Source organism: Nocardia sp. NPDC041819, from assembly GCF_055590505.1.
This window is the reverse complement of the sequence record NZ_JBVJAP010000017.1, coordinates 111696-128617: the sequence shown is the minus strand read 5'-3', so window position 1 is coordinate 128617 and position 16922 is coordinate 111696. Positions and strand designations below refer to the sequence as shown.

At 70.2% G+C, this 16922-nt stretch carries 16 protein-coding genes and 1 riboswitch; of the genes, 9 read left to right on the top strand and 7 right to left on the bottom strand.

Annotated features, from left to right (window positions below):
* Positions 1-101 precede the first annotated feature (101 nt).
* Genes ACZ6DL_RS32650 through ACZ6DL_RS32640 form a run of 3 tightly spaced genes read left to right on the top strand, consistent with a single transcriptional unit; the run spans position 102 to position 2563 of the window.
* On the top strand, positions 102-1064 hold the full coding sequence (locus tag ACZ6DL_RS32650) for an AvrD family protein (protein WP_466056888.1): 963 nt from the start codon (positions 102-104) through the stop codon (positions 1062-1064).
* Positions 1065-1099: 35 nt separating this feature from the next.
* Positions 1100-1876: an ATP/GTP-binding protein gene (locus ACZ6DL_RS32645; protein WP_040871970.1), complete on the top strand. Its 777-nt coding sequence runs from the start codon at positions 1100-1102 to the stop codon at positions 1874-1876.
* Between the two features lie 9 nt (positions 1877-1885).
* A complete protein-coding gene (locus tag ACZ6DL_RS32640) occupies positions 1886-2563 on the top strand; it encodes a class I SAM-dependent methyltransferase (protein ID WP_040871969.1) in 678 nt (225 codons plus the stop codon).
* A gap of 135 nt (positions 2564-2698) precedes the next feature.
* Here the strand turns inward: ACZ6DL_RS32640 and ACZ6DL_RS32635 are convergent, their stop codons facing one another.
* Positions 2699-5242 carry a helix-turn-helix transcriptional regulator gene (locus ACZ6DL_RS32635; RefSeq protein ID WP_466056886.1) on the bottom strand — a complete coding sequence of 848 codons (2544 nt, stop codon included), beginning with the start codon at positions 5240-5242 and terminating at the stop codon, positions 2699-2701.
* A 119-nt stretch (positions 5243-5361) separates the two neighbouring features.
* On the opposite strand from ACZ6DL_RS32635, the gene ACZ6DL_RS32630 reads away from it, so the two are divergent.
* Entirely contained in the window at positions 5362-6564 is a 1203-nt protein-coding gene (locus tag ACZ6DL_RS32630; protein WP_466056884.1) for a styrene monooxygenase/indole monooxygenase family protein, read from the top strand.
* A gap of 14 nt (positions 6565-6578) precedes the next feature.
* Here ACZ6DL_RS32630 and ACZ6DL_RS32625 read toward each other — a convergent pair whose 3' ends face one another.
* The gene (locus ACZ6DL_RS32625; protein WP_466056883.1) at positions 6579-7835 is read right to left on the bottom strand and encodes a cytochrome P450; all 1257 of its coding nucleotides are present in this window, start codon (positions 7833-7835) and stop codon (positions 6579-6581) included.
* 457 nt (positions 7836-8292) lie between these two features.
* Between ACZ6DL_RS32625 and ACZ6DL_RS32620 the strand changes: the two genes are divergently transcribed.
* The 5 genes from ACZ6DL_RS32620 to ACZ6DL_RS32600 all read left to right on the top strand — a co-directional run bounded on the left by ACZ6DL_RS32620 (position 8293) and on the right by ACZ6DL_RS32600 (position 12765).
* Entirely contained in the window at positions 8293-8688 is a 396-nt protein-coding gene (locus tag ACZ6DL_RS32620; RefSeq protein ID WP_391467723.1) for a hypothetical protein, read from the top strand.
* 82 nt (positions 8689-8770) lie between these two features.
* A riboswitch (TPP riboswitch) is annotated at positions 8771-8885 on the top strand.
* Positions 8882-10246 (top strand): purine-cytosine permease family protein, encoded by a 1365-nt coding sequence (locus ACZ6DL_RS32615; RefSeq protein WP_466056881.1) that lies wholly within the window; start codon positions 8882-8884, stop codon positions 10244-10246. (Overlaps the previous riboswitch by 4 nt.)
* A gap of 21 nt (positions 10247-10267) precedes the next feature.
* Positions 10268-11095: a DUF72 domain-containing protein gene (locus ACZ6DL_RS32610; protein WP_466056880.1), complete on the top strand. Its 828-nt coding sequence runs from the start codon at positions 10268-10270 to the stop codon at positions 11093-11095.
* Between the two features lie 5 nt (positions 11096-11100).
* Positions 11101-11589, top strand: coding sequence for an SLOG cluster 4 domain-containing protein (locus ACZ6DL_RS32605; protein WP_466056878.1), 489 nt, complete (start codon positions 11101-11103; stop codon positions 11587-11589).
* 342 nt (positions 11590-11931) lie between these two features.
* Positions 11932-12765 carry an alpha/beta fold hydrolase gene (locus tag ACZ6DL_RS32600; protein ID WP_466056876.1) on the top strand — a complete coding sequence of 278 codons (834 nt, stop codon included), beginning with the start codon at positions 11932-11934 and terminating at the stop codon, positions 12763-12765.
* An 18-nt stretch (positions 12766-12783) separates the two neighbouring features.
* Here ACZ6DL_RS32600 and ACZ6DL_RS32595 read toward each other — a convergent pair whose 3' ends face one another.
* The 5 genes from ACZ6DL_RS32595 to ACZ6DL_RS32575 form a co-directional block, all read right to left on the bottom strand.
* The gene (locus ACZ6DL_RS32595) at positions 12784-13107 is read right to left on the bottom strand and encodes a ribbon-helix-helix domain-containing protein (RefSeq protein ID WP_051175844.1); all 324 of its coding nucleotides are present in this window, start codon (positions 13105-13107) and stop codon (positions 12784-12786) included.
* The gene (locus tag ACZ6DL_RS32590) at positions 13100-13378 is read right to left on the bottom strand and encodes a hypothetical protein (RefSeq protein WP_040871963.1); all 279 of its coding nucleotides are present in this window, start codon (positions 13376-13378) and stop codon (positions 13100-13102) included. The genes ACZ6DL_RS32595 and ACZ6DL_RS32590 overlap by 8 nt, the downstream gene beginning before the upstream one ends.
* 34 nt (positions 13379-13412) lie before the next feature.
* Positions 13413-14930, bottom strand: coding sequence for a DUF4153 domain-containing protein (locus tag ACZ6DL_RS32585; protein WP_466056874.1), 1518 nt, complete (start codon positions 14928-14930; stop codon positions 13413-13415).
* Between the two features lie 209 nt (positions 14931-15139).
* A complete protein-coding gene (locus tag ACZ6DL_RS32580; protein WP_466056892.1) occupies positions 15140-16183 on the bottom strand; it encodes a HAMP domain-containing sensor histidine kinase in 1044 nt (347 codons plus the stop codon).
* Between the two features lie 38 nt (positions 16184-16221).
* A complete protein-coding gene (locus tag ACZ6DL_RS32575) occupies positions 16222-16917 on the bottom strand; it encodes a response regulator (protein ID WP_466056872.1) in 696 nt (231 codons plus the stop codon).
* Positions 16918-16922 lie beyond the last annotated feature (5 nt).

Below are 16922 nucleotides of genomic sequence, written 5' to 3'. Positions count from 1 at the left end.
CCTTTCAAGCCTCAACCAAGGCAAACACAAATCAGCTACACCCCACCGCCCTGGGCATCCAGGGCACCAACCCCAGACACCTACAACCTTAGGGAACCCATATGTCCACCGAGCTGATCGCCTACGCCGATATCGACACCGTGCTGGGCCACCGGGACGGGCGGTTCTTCGGCGAGGGGTACAAGCGGATCACACACCGTATCTTCGACATCGTCCTCGACCGCGACGCGCAGGACCGGCCGCGGCTGACGGCTACAGCCGGCGTGCACTATCCGCTGGACTGGTCGCGCAAGAGCACCCGCGTGCTGGTGCCGCACGTCAGCAGCATCGACTGCTCGATCTTCGGCTACCGGCTGCTCGAGGTGATCCTGCGCGAGTGCTACGGGCTCACCGACAGCGACATCCGGTCGTGCTGGGTGCCGTACGTCCAATTCAGCAGCGGAACCATCGCGACGGAATCGCTGGAGGAGTTCCCGATCAGCGCGACGGTCGTCGCGGTGGAAGGGAACACGATCAGCATCACCGGAGCGCTGGGCGGTGGCATGAGCCTGGAGGCCACCGTGGCGCTGCCCGCGCCGCCGCGACCGTCGCAGGCCACACGGCGCACCGTGCAAGAGACCGGGCGGGGATACTTTCACGGCGGGGTCTACACCCGCGGGCAGTATCTGCGCAACGTCGTCGTCTCCGACGGCGGCAGCCGCGCGCACGCCGATTTCGTTCTGGCGGAACCGGATTCGGCGGGTCCCTGGCAGGGCGTGGCCGACGCCTACCAGCCTTCGGTGACGCTGGTCGACGCGACGGTGATCCTGGCGCAACTGTCCCAGGTCGTGCTCTACGAGCTGGACAACATCGCCCGCAAAGACAGCGAGACGCTGTGGATGCGCCGGATGACCGCGCACGCGTCCGCTCCCCCGGCGCCGCTCGCCTCCGGTACCGCGACCACGCACATGGTGCGCTCGATGGTTCTCGCCTTCGGCGGCGGCGACTGGCGCATCTCCAGCTGGGGATCGGATTTCGCGGGCTGCGAGATCCGATACGACCTCGCGCACCGGCTGCCCGCCTGACCCGCGCATCCCCGAACGATCGGAAAGGCATTCTCATGTCGGGAAACAACTATCGACGCATCGTCATCTCCGGAACATATTCGACCGGAAAGACCACGACCTCCACGGCGCTGTCCCTGCTGACCGGCATCCCCCGGGTGGACGCCTCCTCCGCCCGCGAGGTGGTCACCGAGCTCTATCCGGGCATGCGATTCCAGGATTTGAGCACCACCGAGTTGATGGCGCTCGGCTTCCGGAGGCTGGAACTTCGCATCCAGGCCGAGGCGATCCTCGACGCCCAGGGCGGTTTCATCGCCGACGGCTCGGTGCTCAACGAGTGGGTCTACGGCACCACGCGGCTGGTCACCGGTCCCAACCCCGGATCGAGCCGATGGCACAAAGCCGTCAAGAACACCATCACGCTGCCCGGCCGGCCGTTCTACCGCCGCTACCTCAACGCCTACGGCGATATGGCCCGGCAGCGGGCCCGGCAGAACTACGACATCTTCTTCCACCTCCCGGTGGAGGTGCCGATGGACCCCGACGGCCACCGGCCGGTCGACGAGCGCTACCGCGCCATCTCCGATCGGCAACTGCTGCACGCGATCAGCGAGCTCGGGCAGCCGGTCGTGACGGTACGCGGCACCCCGGAACAGCGCCTGGAATCCATCGTCTCGATGCTCGACATCCCCACCGTGATGGACATCGACGTCGCGGTGAAGGAGGCGATGGAGATCGTGCGCAGCAGCCGCGAGCGCGTCCAGGAAACGATCGTCGCCCAGCAACAACCGCACACTCTCGGCCGCAAGATCAAGTTCGCCACCCGCGTTTAGGAGCACGCCATGACCGTCCTGCTGGACAAGACCAAGCGCTACAACCCGATCGACTCGTGGTTCTACGACAACTTCATCTCCGATGCCGTGCGGGAGATGACCCCGACCCTGTTCGACGACATCGTCGCCCAGCTCGACGAGGGCGCGCAGGTTCTCGACGTCGGTTGCGGCGGTGGGCAACTCGCGGTCGGACTGGCCACCGCCGGGACCACGCTGCGGCTGACCGGCATCGACCTCTCCCCGCAGCAGGTGCGCAGGGCTCGCAAGCGCGGCGCGGCGCTGGGCAGCCGCATCCAGTTCCGGGAAGGATCGGCGACGGACCTGCCGTTCCCCGACGCCGCCTACGACGCGGTGATCAGCTCCGGTTCGATCAAGCACTGGCCCGATCAGCGCAAGGGGCTCGCGGAGATGATCCGGGTCCTGCGGCCCGGCGGGCTGCTGCTGGTGATCGAGGCCGATCGGGGCTGCACCTTCGAGGACGCGCGGACTTTCGTCGACCGCTGGAAATTGCCGCAGCCGATGGCGCGGGCCTGCCTGCCGTTCTTCCGCACCTACATCGCCGGCTACGGCCTCGATCTGGAGGACGGCCGCGACCTGGTGGCCGATCTCCCGGTCACCGACGCCCAGGTGCGCCGCATCCCGGGCGAGCCCGGCATCCAGATCACCGCGCGCAAACGGGCGGAGTGAGCACCGGTCGCCTCGGCGAATCCGGCCGGTAGCGGGCCGGGCGGCGTCCCCGCAGAGACGTCGCCCGGCCTGTCGCCTGTCATCGGGGCCGACGACACCACCGGACAACTCGGCCGAGTGCAGACGGTGCTCGCCTCAGCGCCGGGAGCGCTGCGGTTTGCGCGCGGCTTCCTCGGTCACCTGGGCCTGCCGGTCGTCGGGCACGAGGGCGCGGATGTCCTCCCGCGAGCCGATCATCAGTTTTTGCAGGATCGCGGCCATCTGGGCGTCGACCGTCTTGAACGAACTGCCGCGCCGGGCGGCGATGGCGGTGTTCGTCCAGCCCGCCGCCGCCAGCACGGCCACCTCTTGTTCGGCGGCCGACAAGTCCTCCCAGTGCGAAGGACGGTGCCGCCGGACCGGATGCTCGACGGGTAGCCGGTCCAGCGACAGCTTCCCCAGCGCCAGCTGTGCTACCTCGCCCAGTTCCGGTCGCAGCAACGCACCCTCGCGTTCGGCCTCCGCGAAGGCGGTCTCGCCCAAGACCGCCCGAGCGGTGTCGGCGGCGATATCGGTTTCGGTGGCGAACGGGCCGAGATTGGCGATGTCCACACCGATCCTGTCCCGCAGTGTGGCACCGCCACCGGTCAGGCGCGCGACTTCGCGCGCCCAACCCGTCACCGTGCCGGAGCGATCGCCGTCGGTGTCGCGGATCAGGCGCGCCAATGCCCAGCCGCGGATGTGGACGGCCCATACCGCGCCCCATTGGTCGCGCATCGCCAGCTGAGTGGTCAGCGACGCGTGCGTCACGGCGAGCGCTTGCTCCGGGTCACCATGTTTGGTCAGCGCGATAGCCCGAGCCAGGCCGACCCAGGACGCCGCCCACCGCGCCCCGGAGCGCTCGGCGTGCTCCAGGTGCCGCCGGGAGATCTCCAAAGCCTGCGCGGGTGTACCGAGCAACGCCGCGGCCAGCGCTTCGAACAGTTCGCTCATCGCGGCCCCACCACGGTCGCCGTCGACGGAGAACTTCTCTCGCGCGCGGGCCAGCACCGCTATCGCGCGCACGTCGCGGTCCACCAGCATCATCTCGGCACCTCGGGCGAACTCGACCGGGGCGGGCAGACCGAGGTCGCGGTCGGGGTGCTCGCGCCAGCCCGCCGGGGCGGCGCCGTCGGGCGCGCACAGCGCCACGCACTCGTCGAGCGTGCGTTCGGCGTCGTGGTGCAGGCCTTGGCACAGGCTGATCCACGCGATCAGCGACATCGTCGTGACCTGCAGCGGCAGCGGCGGCGGGTCGAGTTCCCGACTGGCGGCCAGCGTGCGCTCGGCCCAGTGGCGCGGTTCCCGCAGCGAGCCGGTGAGAAACGGGCAGCGCAGCGCGATCAGCCCGGCGGCGATCTCCAGCCCGACGGCGGCCTCCTCCGCGGTGGCCAGGCTGCCCGCCATCGCGCACAGCAGGTTGTCCCAGGCTGCCCGCGCCCAATCCAGCAGCCGCTGTTCGTCCGGGCCGAACCATCCGGCTCGGGCGGCGACGACCTTGTCGCGGTAGTAGCGGCGGTGCCCGCGCGCCAGCCGGGCCGGTTCACCGCCGCGTTCGCTCGCGCGCTGCTTGGCGAACAGGCGAACGCTCTCCAGCAGCGAATACCGCACCGTGGTCGCGGTCAGATGCACCGAGACCAGCGATTGGTCCGCCAATCGCTCGAGCAGGCCCTCGATCTCGGCGCGGGCCAAGCCGTCCGGCTCGTCGTCGGCGCAGACCGCCTCGATCGCCTCCAATTCGGCGCCGACGTCCGATTCCGCCGCGTCCGCGCTGTCGCGGTCCACGTCGTACCCGGCCGCGAACACCGACAGGCGGTCGAACAGCAGCCGCTCTTTGTCCCCGCACAGGTCGTAGGACCAGGCTATGACGTCGCGGATGCCTTGGTGGCGCGCCTCCGCACCGACCCGCGGACCGTGCGACCAGCGCAGTCGCCGGTCGGTGGCCTCACCGCTGAGGTCACGCAGGATCATCGGCAGCGGCTGCCGCAACAGCCGCGCGGCGGCAAGCCGAATGTAGAGCGGATGGTTGTGCACGTGACGGCAGATCGCCACCGCCAGCTCGGTCTCGTCGTCGGCGACGGCGTGCCCGGTCAGACCGGCGCGGGCCCGGAACAGAGCCAGCGCCTGTTCCCGCGACAGCGCGGGCACCGGCACCAACTGCTCGTCGACCCATCCGATCGCCTCGCGGCTGGTGGCCAGCACCGTGAGGCCCGGCGCCGCCTCGAGCAGGTCGGCGATCACCCGGCCCGCGCCGTCCAGGACGTGTTCGCAGTTGTCCATCACCAGGATCGTCTGCAGGGTGCGCCCGACCGCGTCGCGGCGGCGCAGCGTGTCCAGCACCGCCTCCCACGCCGAGCGTCCGGAGAAGTCGGCGTCCATCAGCGAGCGCGCGACCTGTTCCTCGACCGCCGCCGCGTCGGCGTTACGCGAGAGCAGCGCCAAGCGCACCCAGTGCACCGGAACACGGCGCGCCTTGTGGAACCGGTGCACCGCTTCGGTCGCCAGCCGTGTTTTGCCGATGCCGCCGGCGCCGATCAACGTGACCAGGCGGGTACCGCCCAGCAGCGCCATCCCGATCCTTTCCAGCTCACGTTCGCGCCCGACGAAATCACTGGCGGCCGCGGGTGGGAAACCCGGACTCGACGCACGTCCTACCGACACAACAGTGCAGCGTAGTCCGGCCGCATCCGGAGATTCGCGGGTCTCTACCGATGTGCCGCGCCCACCTATACGCGGACTATTGCGCTGTCGCGGTAGTTCACGACCGGAAGGACACGAGGGTGGGACAGATACTGGTACTCGGGGCGGGCGAATGCGGATTACCCCTCGCCCATCGTCTGCTGCGCGGTGGCCGGGCCGTCACGCTGGTGACCGATCGGGACGCCGAGGCGGTGCTCACCGGCACGGTGACCAGCACCCAGGTCAAGTTCCCGCCCACGCTCGACCTCGAATCGGATGTCGGCCTGGGCTTCTGGAGCTCGACCGCCCCGAACATCGAAGGCATCCGGTTCACCATGGCCGTCGACCGGGCGACGGTGGTGACCTGGGCCGGACGATTCACCCGCCCCGCGCAGAGCGTGGATCAGCGGACGGTGTTCGCGCGCTGGCTCGGCGAGTTCCTGGCCGCGGGTGGCGACCTGCGCATCGCCGAGCCCTCGGTGGCCGAACTCGACCGGGCCGCCGCCGACTACGCCCTGACCGTGGTGACCCGCGCCGGACGCGAGCTCGCCGGCTGTTTCGAGGCCGATCCGGCGTGGCCCGCGCCCGCCGCCGCGCTGCGACGGCTCGCCGTGCTGTACCTGGACAGTGTCGAGCCGGACCCGGAGGGGCTCGGCTGCTACACCGCGCTGCCCGAGCACGGTGAAGTGATCTCCTATCCCGGCCTCACCGGACGGCCGGGGCAGGAACGCCGCTGCGAGATCTTGCTTTTCGAGGCGCGGGCGGGCGGTGCGCTGGACGTCTTCGACCAGCACGGCACGCCGGCACAGCGCTGGGCACAGGCCAGGCGACTGCTGGAAGCGCACCTGCCCGCCGAACTCGCCGAGCGCTACCGGCACGCCGAACCGACCGACGCCGGGGCCACGCTGGTAGGGGCGGTGACCCCGGTCATGCGCCGTCCGGTGGGCACCCTGCCCTCGGGACGGCCGATACTGGGCGGAGGCGACGTCGTCTGCCGGATGGATCCCGGTGGCGCGCAGGGCGCCAACAACGCCGTGCACTGCGCGATCCGCTACGGCGAGGCGATCCTGCACGACCCGGACGGTCCCTATGACCGCGCGTGGATGGAATGGGCGGCCGCGCCGTGGCTGACGGCCGTCGCGCACCCCGCCGCGCGGTGGACGGCGACGGTGCTCGATCCGCCCCCTGCCATGCAGGAGATGATGCTCGCCGCCTGGCACGAACCGGCGCTGGCCGACGCCTTCGCCGACACCTTCGCGCGACCGGCGAACCTCGCCCGGCTCGCACCGAAGGTGCCGTCCTGACCGATTACCGGATCTCAGGAGTGCCAGGGCTGCGATGCCGGGAAGATCACCGGCAGTGCGGCCAGGGCACGGTGGAAAGGCCCTGGCCGCCAAGTCAATTCGCGCACCGGCACGGCGGGCCGCAATTCCGGCAGCGCGTCGAGCAGCTGGTCGACCGCATCCTGGGCGATGAGATAGGCCGGGCTGCGGGCGGGGCAGGCGTGCGGTCCGGCGCCCCACGCCAGATGCGACCGGTTGCCGCTGTGGTTGTGCCCGCTGATCGCCGGGTCGTTGTTGCAGGCGGCGAAACTGATGACGACCGGTTGGTGGGCGGGCAGCCAGACGTCATCGATCAGGATCGGCTGGCGCGGATAGGTGACCGAGAAATTGGCCATCGGCGGGTCGGTGAACAACACCTCGTCCAGCGCGTCGCGAGTGGACAGGCTGCCGCCGAGGACGTCGCCACCGAACCGGTCGTCGGTGAGAATCAGCAGCAGGGTGTTGACGATCAGATTCTGCAGCGGTTCGATACCCGCGCCGTAGAGCACGACGAGCTGGTGGATCACCTCCGCGTCGTCCAGGCCGGCCGGATGCCGCAGCAGTCGTGTGGTGATGTCCCGGCCCGGCTCGGCGCGCTTCAGTTCGATCAGCCGCAGCAGGGCTGTGCCGAGCATGCGATTGCCCTCCTCGGCGTCCACCCCGTCGAACACGGCGGCGGTCGCGGCGGCGACCTCTCGCCCGATCTCCGGCGGGCAGCCCAGCAGGGCGTTGATCACCTCGAAGGCCAGCGGAAGGGCGTACTGGGACACCAGATCGGCGCTGCCCGCCGTGCCGAAGGCGTCGATCAGTCCGGCCGCGATCCGCTCCACCGTTTCGTGCAAGGCGTGCAGGTCGACGGCGTTGATGCTCGCGGTGTTGACCTGCCGGTAGCGCGCGTGCGCCTCGCCCACGCTGCGCATGGCGTTGGGGCGCCACTCCAGGACCGGCAGCACCGGGCAGTCGGCGGGGACGTTCGCCTGCCAGGCGCGCGGGTCGGCGGGAAAGTGCTGCGGGTCGTGCATGATTCGCACGGCGGTGTGGTAACTGAGCACCAACGTCGCGGGCACGCCGGGGGCCAGCTCGACCGGCGCCATCGACCCGTAGCGGGCCCGCATGTCCCGGTAGGCGCGATGTGGATCGGTCGCGAAATCCGGCGAATACAGCGGTATCCGCTCGATCCGGTGGTCGATGGGCGAACCGTGGTGGGCGCCGGATTTGTTGATGGTCCGGTCGAGATCTCGGGGCGTGGTCAAACGCGTGACTCCCACAGTAGAAGCGTTTTCGGCGAGCGCGGATGAGCGAACTCGGCGCGAATCGTCGCGACGCCGTCGTTCGGTCCATGCGGTGCACCGCTGGGCCGCGTCTTCTCGACGGCCCAGCGGCTCGCCACACAGGATGGTCGCGTAGGTAGGGTCTGGACATCGGTAGTGGCGGCCTGCCTGCGGCGATGCGATCACTCGTCCACGCGGCATCCGCCCCCACACCGGCCGCGGTCACCGGCAGCCGCGCGGCTTCGTCCGCGCTCCCGAACCCGTTGGTGATGCTGAACATTCGCTGAAGGCGGTCGGGCCGATCGAGCGGTCGGATGCGCTGCGAGGTACCTGCCGCGTGCTCGCATCGCCGGGAGCACAAGCACTTCCACGCGCGGACGGCTGGTGTATAACTTCCATCGGCCCGGTCGACTCCACCGACAAGCGATAGCGAGACACGATGCACGGTTACCTGAATCAGGTGTCCCAAGGCACGACCCCCTCCGGCTATCCGACGCGCGAACCCGAGACCCACGCGGTCGCACCGCCCCGCCCGGCGGATCTCGTCGTCAGCGCACTGTTGTGGTTCCTGCCCGCGACGCTGGCCGCGATGTCGACCATCCTCGCGCCGTGGTTCCTGATGGCGGGGGGTATCTGCGCGTCCAAGCCCGAGTGCCGGGTCGACACCAGCGCGGGCGTGTGGATCATGGTCGGGGGCGGGATCGTGGGATTCGCCGTGGGGGTGCTGCTCTCGGGCATGGCGGCCCGGCAGGGGCGGGCGTTGTTCCCCGGCGCGCTCGTCGGTGCGGTGCTGGTCGTGCTGGCATGGTTCGCCGCCTCGTTCCTCATGGGCTGAAGCGCCGGGCGGCCGGATGAACGTCCGCCCCGGCTCTTCTCCCCGGCACGGAGAATTGGCGCGGGTGTACTATTCGCCGGAATCACCCCACCGCGGGAGCTCGGGTACGGCCGGGCTGAGAGGGCGAACCGCACGCGTCGCCGACCGCATGAACCTGTCCGGGTAATGCCGGCGTAGGGAGAGCGTTTCCGTCATGTCGTCATCGACCCGCGCGAACGCGCACGAAGCCCCGCTGACCCTCGACCAGCCCGCACCGAAAGTGCTCTCGTTCTGGGACCAGAGTGCGTTCTGGGCCAATCTCGGCGTCAGCCTCTTCGCCTTCTCCGGGGCGTACACGGTGCTCGCGCCGAACGCCGAGGGGGCCGCGCAGCTCTCGATCGCGGCCGGAATCCTGGCGACCATCCTGGGCACCCTGGTCGGCGCGGCGATGCTCGGCGCCGCGGCGCTGACGGGCGCGCGCACGGGACAACCCGCGATGGTCCTGCTGCGCGGGCTGTTCGGCGCGAAGCTCAGCTATCTGCCCACCGCGCTCAACATCGCTCAGTTGATCGGCTGGGGAACGTTCGAGCTGATCGTCATCGGTGACGCGGCCGAGGAACTGTTCGGCGGCGGCCCGCACTGGCTCTACGTGGTGGCCGCGGGCGTACTGACGACGGTACTCACGATCTGGCCGCTCGGCTCGGTGCGGTTGCTGCGCAGATTCGTCACCGCCGGCGTCGTGATCGCCCTTGTCTGGTTCTACGCGCAGTTCTTGCGCGCCGGCCTGCCCGATCTGCGGGCGAACCCGGGCCCCAGCGGCGGCGGCCCGTTCGGCGTCGACTGGAACCTCTTCTGGGTTGCCACCGATGCCGCCTTGGCCGTCTCCATCTCGTGGGTGCCGGTCGCCGCCGACTACACCCGGCACGCCCGCTCCGGTCGCTCGGCGTTCGGCGCGGCAGGCGGGGCGTACGCGCTCACCCAGATCATCGCCTACGTCCTCGGCCTGTTCGCGCTGGCGCTCGCGACCGGCGAAGGCGGACCGTACGCGCCTTTCCTGCACGTGAGCCTCGGTGCCCTGTTCTTCTTCGTTTTCGTGCTGCGAGAGGCGGATCAGTCCTTCGCCAATGTCTATTCCACCGCCGTCTCGATCCAGAATCTCGCACCGCGCGTCGATCGCCGGGTGCTCTCGATCGGCCTCGGTGCCCTGATCACGATTCTGGCTCTGCGGTTGAACATGGCGAACTACTTCGGCTTCCTCGGGCTGATCGGCTCGGTGTTCGTGCCGCTGCTCGGCGTGCTCGTCGCCGACTTCTTCTTGCGTGCCCGCCGCGAGTGGAACACCGCGCCGGACGCGCCCGCGCGCTGGGGCATGGTGGCCGCCTGGCTGACAGGGTTCGCCGTATATCAACTGGTCAACCCGGGTGACGCCGGTGCGTGGACGCGATTCTGGGACGGCGTTCGGCAGGCTGTTCACTTCACCGGCCAGGCGTGGATGAGCGCATCGCTGCTGTCGTTCCTGGCGGCGCTGGCGGTGGCCTGGCTGGTCGGCAAGGTGACGGCGAAGACCACATCGGCGTAGCGAATTTGCCACCATGGAGAGATGGGCCGGATCAGGATCGGTACGTCGGGCTGGGTCTACCCGCCGTGGCGCGGAACGTTCTACCCTCGGGGCCTCGCGCACAAGCGCGAATTGGCCTATCTGTCGGAGCGACTCGACAGCGTCGAGATCAACGGCTCGTTCTATTCGTTGCAGCGCCCGTCCAGTTACCAGAGGTGGGCGGAGCAGACTCCGGACGACTTCCTGTTCGCGGTGAAGGGCAGCCGCTTCATCACACACATGAAGCGGCTGCGCCACGGTGACGAACTGCTGGCGAACTTCCTCGCGTCCGGCCCGCTGGCGCTCGGACCCAAACTGGGCCCGATTCTCTGGCAGCTGCCCCCGACCTTCCGCTTCGACGCCGACGTGCTGGACGGCTTCTTGTCCCGGCTCCCCCGCAGTACCGAGCAGGCCGCCGAGATCGCGCGGCGCCACGATCACCGCGTCGACCCCGCGCACACCAGCACCGATGCCGACCGGCCGGTGCGGCATGCCCTGGAGATCCGGCACGACAGCTTCCTGACCCCGGCGTTCACCGATCTGCTGACCCGTCACAACGTGGCCCTCGTCGTCGCCGACGCCGCGGGCAAGTATCCGCTGCTCGAAGAGGTCACCGCCGACTTCGTCTACATCCGGTTGCACGGGCACGACGAGCTCTACGTCAGCGGATACACCGACGAGGGCTTGGACATGTGGGCGGAGAAGATCCGCTCGTGGGCGGGATCGTGCGACGTCTACACCTATTTCGACAACGACGCGAAGGTGCGGGCGCCCCGCGACGCGATGGCGTTGCGCGAGCGCCTGGAACCGGTCGTCCGGCCCGCGCGGTGAGGCCGGTGCGGCAGGTCGCGGTCTGCGGACCGAGAGAGTGCACGCAGCAGGAAGCGGAGTGGGCGCGGGCGGTCGGCGGGCTCTTGGCGCGAGCGGGGGTGACCGTGCTGTGCGGTGGCGGCACCGGCGTGATGGCCGCGGTCGCCGCCGGCACCGCCGAGGCCGGCGGGCTCGTGATCGGCGTGCGTCCGGACACCGATCGCGGCGCGGTGTGTCCCGGATTGTCGGCGGTGCTGTTCACGAACCTGGGTGAGGCGCGCAACGCGATCCTCGTCGAGTCGGCGGACGCGGTGATCGTCATCGGCGGCTCGTGGGGCACGCTGTCGGAGGTCGCGCTCGCGCGGCGGCGCGGCGGGATTCCGGTGGTCTCCCTGGGCGGTTGGGAGATTCGCGATGCGAAGGGGCGACCGGTGGCGGCCACGGTGGTCGCGGCCGACCCGGCGGATGCGGTGCGCCGGGCGCTGAACGGGATCGCGGGGGCCGAGCCGACCTGATACGGCCCCAGTCGGAAGGACGATCGGCCCGATGCCGCCGGATCGGGCCACAGCGCGCGCCATCGAGCATCTCATGGGCGGAAAGCTTTCGGCCCCCCGTCCCAGCGCGACACATGACTCGGCCTGTTCGACTTGTGCCAGGGTATTCGCGGCCGAGACTGTCCTACGCCATCCGATTACCCGCCGCCACAGCTATTTCGGCATGCCGATGCCCCTGATCTGTTCCGACACAGAACTTTCCGATCACGCGATCTTGCGTGCCATGCAAGTTTCGTTACGGTGGAGACGCCGGTCATCCGGGAGACACCGCGGCAACTGTCCCTTCTTCCAGGAGCATTTCCGATGGACGTTCCGTCCCAGCACACCCTCGCCGTCCCCGGCGCCACCCTCTACTACGAGATTCGCGGCGCCGGACCGCTGCTGTTGCTGATCCCCGGCGGCAACGGCGACGCCGGGACTTTCGACGGTATCGCCGAACGTCTCGCCGACCGCTACCGCGTGGTCTCCTACGACCGGCGCGGTTTCACCCGCAGCCCCCTCGACGGACCACCGGACGATCGCGTGGTCACCGACGGCCTGGACGCCGCGGCGCTGCTCACACACCTGACCGACCAGCCTGCTCACCTGCTCGGCAGCAGCTCGGGCGCGATCGTCGCACTCGAATTGCTGCGCGCCCGGCCGGAACTGGTGCGCACGCTCGTCGCGCACGAACCACCCCTGGCCACGCTGCTGCCCGATGCCGAGAAGTGGCTGACCTTCCTGGACGGCATCCACGAACAGAGCAGGAGCGAGGGCACGTCCGCGGCCATGGCGGCGTTCGCGAAGGGCATCGGTCTGCGGATCGCGCCGCCTGCGCCGGGCGAGCAGCTGCCGCCGCAAGCCGTCGAGATGGTGGGGAGGATCCAGCGGAACCTGGTGTTCTGGATGGAGCACGAACTGAGGCAGTACCCCCGCTACACCCCGGATCTCGCGGCGTTGCGTGCGTCGGCGGACCGCCTGGTGCTCGGGGTCGGGCGCGAATCGCGAGGCACCTTCCCGGCACTCCCGAACGCCGCGCTCGCGAAGGAACTCGGGCTGGACCTCGTCGAGTTCGCGGGCGATCACGTCGGCTACCGCAGCGCACCCGACGAGTTCGCCGCCCGGCTCGACTCGATCCTCACCCGCGACGACCGGTGACGCCGTCGCGGCGGCAGGTCAAGCCGACTGCCGCAGCGGATGCAGGGCAGCCAGTGCCCGCAGGGCGTCGGCGCGCGAAATGGGCTGGTCGTTCTCCAGGGCGGCCAGCTCCAGTTCGATCCAGTCGCGAATGAGTGCGGACATGGTCACGTTGCGCTGTTCGGCGGCCTTCTTGACGCGCTGGTGCAGATCCAGCGGGATGCGCAGCGACGTGGTGACGGTGACCGTGTCCTCGGCGCGCAGCGGCGGGGGCAGCTCGGCCGGGTCGACGGGTGCGTCGCTGTATTCCAGACCGGACAGGAAGTCCCGGACGTCCTCGGGGTTCGTCGGATAGTCAGTCATCGGCGTGCTCCCAACGCTCGAGTTCGGCCACCTGGGCTTCGGTCATCTCGACCGCGCCCAGGATGTCCCACTGCCAGCCTTCGGTGCGGCGGACAGCGACGATGAGCGGCCGGCCCGTTTCGGTTCGGCCCCACACCGTCAGGACCGCGAGTTCGTTCCGGCCACGCGCCCGCCGAGGCCATCGGCGGGCGCCCATGAGCACCTGCAGCACTTCGCGAGGGTCGATCCCCACCAGCGACAACAGTGCCCACTCAGGCCAGTTATAACCCACGATCAGCGATAATACAAGTGTATTGCATGGGAGTTCACCGCGCTCTCGCCCGGGACAGATTCCAGCTCTGCCAGGCGTCCCCGTCCAGGTCCGCGCGCAGCTGGGTTCGCACCTGCGTGCGCAGCGGCTCGGGGAGCCGATCGGTCGCGGGCAGGATGTCCGGCGAGAGGGTCACCAGATATTCGGTGTCCAGCGTTTTGCCCCGCTGCCAGCGATCGATGTTCTTCTCGGCGATCAACCGCTCCGGGTCCAGGACGGCCAGCGCAAGCAGCGTCGCCATCGCGGTGCCCACCACGGCGCGCGGCAACCACGCCCGGCGCAGCCGCAGGACCGCGGCCGACACCAAGACGTAGACCAGGCCGAGCCACAGTTCGCAGACTTCCACCAGCAGGCGCAGCACCGTGAACCCGTAGGCCTGCTGGTAGGTCCACATCCGGCCGAGCGCCGAGGCGACGATCACCAGCGCGAGCACACTCACCGCCACCAGCAGCCCCCGCAGCCACCACCGGTCGGCGGCAGTGTCCTGGGCCGCCCAGCGCAGTACGACCATCAGCACCGCGAGGGTCAGCACGGTGACGGCCGACAGTTGCCAGAAGCCGGTGCGCGCGTATTCGGCGTAGGTCAGGCCCGACGTCTCCTGGACGTAGTCGTCGCCACCGAAGAGCACCACGAACTGGGTCGCGACGAACGCCGCGAACAGGACCGCGAGCGCACCGACCGGCAGCGCCCATTCCGATCGTCGCAACGTTCGCCCCGCCACCGCCGCTGTGGCGGGCGGCGGTGGGCCCGCCAGCAGGAACAGTGCGCCGAGCGTGCCGAGGCCGGCCACCGCGAACAGTGCGATCCAGCGCGCCACCGACGGCATGTCCACGTCCGGCGTCACGGTCTCGAGCAACGCCGCGAACATGGCGTCGGCGCTGCCGAGCAGCGGAACGAACACCGTGAGCAGCACCACGGTCACCGCTGCCGACAGCCCGAGCCGCCGCGCACGCGGCGCGTTCCCGCTACGCACGCGGGCGGTACCGGCGTATGCCCACGGCACGGCGGCAGCCGCTGCGAGCCAGACGGCGAACGCGTCGTAGAGGATGCCGTTCGCCGAGCGGCGTGCGACGACCGCCAGCGAACCGGCGACGCATGCCGCGACCACGCACAACGCGAACAACCAGCCCGCGGCGCGGACGGCGCCTACCGCGAGCAGGGCGAGGGCGAGCGTCGCCCACCACAGCCGCCCCGCGTCGAACCGAAGAGAACCGGTGCGGGCCGTCTGTCGTCGGGACGTCGCCTCGCCCGCACCATCGCTCGTCGTACTCGCCGCTCGCTTGCGGGCATTGCGGTCGACGAGGAACACCGCCGTCGCGGCGACACCGGCCGTGAGGAGCCACCCGATGCCGGGCCGGTCCCAGTGGATCAGAACCGCGGCAGCCGATCCGGAGACGAGCACGGCGAGCGCCACCCCGGGAGGGCATGCGACCCCGCGCCACTTGGACGGACGCGCGGGAAACATCGGCCCGGCCACCGGCGGACCCGCCTTCTCCCCGCGCGCCTCGGCCACCGCGACCCCTGAGCGCCCCGGCGGCGCCCACATCGATGCCGGCGTGGCGGGGACTGCGCTGGAATCGGTCGCGGATGGCGCGGATGCGGTTGACACCGGGTCGGGCGTCGACGCTGATTCGGGTTCTGGAGGCATGGTTCGTTCCTTCGATAGGCGTGCGGAATCACCCCGGGTCCGCGCCTGCGGTCCGGGTCGAGCGGTGTGGCAGATCAGCGTCCGGGCAGAACCACCCGGATGCGGGAGCCGGGATCGGCGACCGCGATGGTGCCGCCGTGCAGGTCGACCACCCACCGGGAGATGGCCAGGCCCAGTCCGGTGCCTCCGCCCGCGGTGCGGCCGCCTCTGGTGAATCGGTCGAACACCTGGGCGCGTTCGGCGAGCGGAATGCCGGGGCCGTCGTCCTCGACGTCGATCACGATCTCGCCCTGCGATGCGCGCACGGTCAGGCGGACTTCCCCGCCCGCGGGCCCGTGCCTGGCGGCGTTGTCGAGCAGGTTGAGCAGCACCTGATGCAGGCGGGCACGGTCGGCGTACACGCGGGCGGTGCCGGGCAGCACGTCGGTGCGGAAGCGCACGCCGCGTCCGAGCGCGGCGGTCATGACCTCCGCTTCGGCGACGACGTCGGCCAGCAGCGGCGCGATCGGCAGATCCTCACGATCGAGCGGGAAGGCGCCCGCTTCGATGCTGGAGAGGTCGAGCAATTCCGAGACGAGCAGCGTCAACCGTTCGGTCTGGGCCAGCGCGGTGCGCAGGGTCGCCGGGTCGGGTTGGGAGACGCCGTCCACCAGGTTCTCCAGCACCGCGTGCAACGCCGTGATCGGGGTGCGCAATTCGTGCGAGACGTTCGCGATCAGATCGCGGCGTTGCCGGTCGGCCGCCGCCAGGTCGGCGGCCATCTGGTTGAACGCCTCGGCGAGTTGCCCCACTTCGTCGCGCGAACTCGCCCGCACCCGCAAGGTGTAGTCGCCGTGGGCCATCCGCTTCGCCGCCGCGGTCATCTCCCGCAGCGGCCTGGTGATGCCGTGGGCGAGGAACTGCGAGGTGATCAACGCGATCACCACCGCGGTGAGCGTGGTGCGCGGCGGCAGCCACCCGATCTTGAATCGGAAGAACCCGAACGCGACACCGCCGGAGCACAGCATGAGGATCGCGAGCTTCAGCTTGATCGACTTCACCGGGTCCAACGGCCGCGGCAGCAGCTCCGCCACCCCGTCGCCGAGCCTGCGCCACTCGCCGGAAACGGTGCCGGACATCGTCTTCCGCACCCGCCGCGCGTTCTCGGGACCGGCGCTCATCGGGCTTCCAGGGCGTATCCGACGCCGCGCACGGTGCGGATCAGGTCGGCGCCGAGTTTGCGGCGCAACGCCTTGATGTGGCTGTCGACCGCGCGGGTGCCCGCCGCGTCGGACCAGTCCCAGACGTCTTCGAGCAGCCGCTCCCGCGCGAGCACCATGCGCGGGCGCCGGGCCAGCCGGGCGAGCAGATCGAATTCCAGCGGCGTGAGCAACGCCTCCACCTCCGCGCGCCAGACCCGGCGCTGGTCGACATCGATGCGGAGGTCGCCGACCAGGATCGTCGCGCCGTCGCGGTCGGCCGCCCGGTCCATCCGGCGCAGCAGCGCGTGCACCCGGGCGGCGAGCACGCGCAGCGAAAACGGCTTCGTCAGATAGTCGTCCGCGCCGACGCCCAAGCCGACTAGCTGGTCGGTTTCGTCGGCGCGCGCGGTCAGCATGAGCACGGGCACCGCGCGGCGCGCCTGAATGCGACGGCACACCTCCAGCCCGTCGAATCCCGGCAGCATGACGTCGAGCACCACCAGGTCCGGGTCGACGGCCTCGGCGGCGGCGACGGCCGAGGGGCCGTCGTGGGCCAGCTCGACGGTGAACCCCTCCGCCCGCAGGCGCGCCGCGACGGATTCGGCGATGGTCATCTCGTCGTCCACGACCAGGATCCGCCGTGCGGGGTGCGCCGGTGCGCTGTGTTCCATGCACC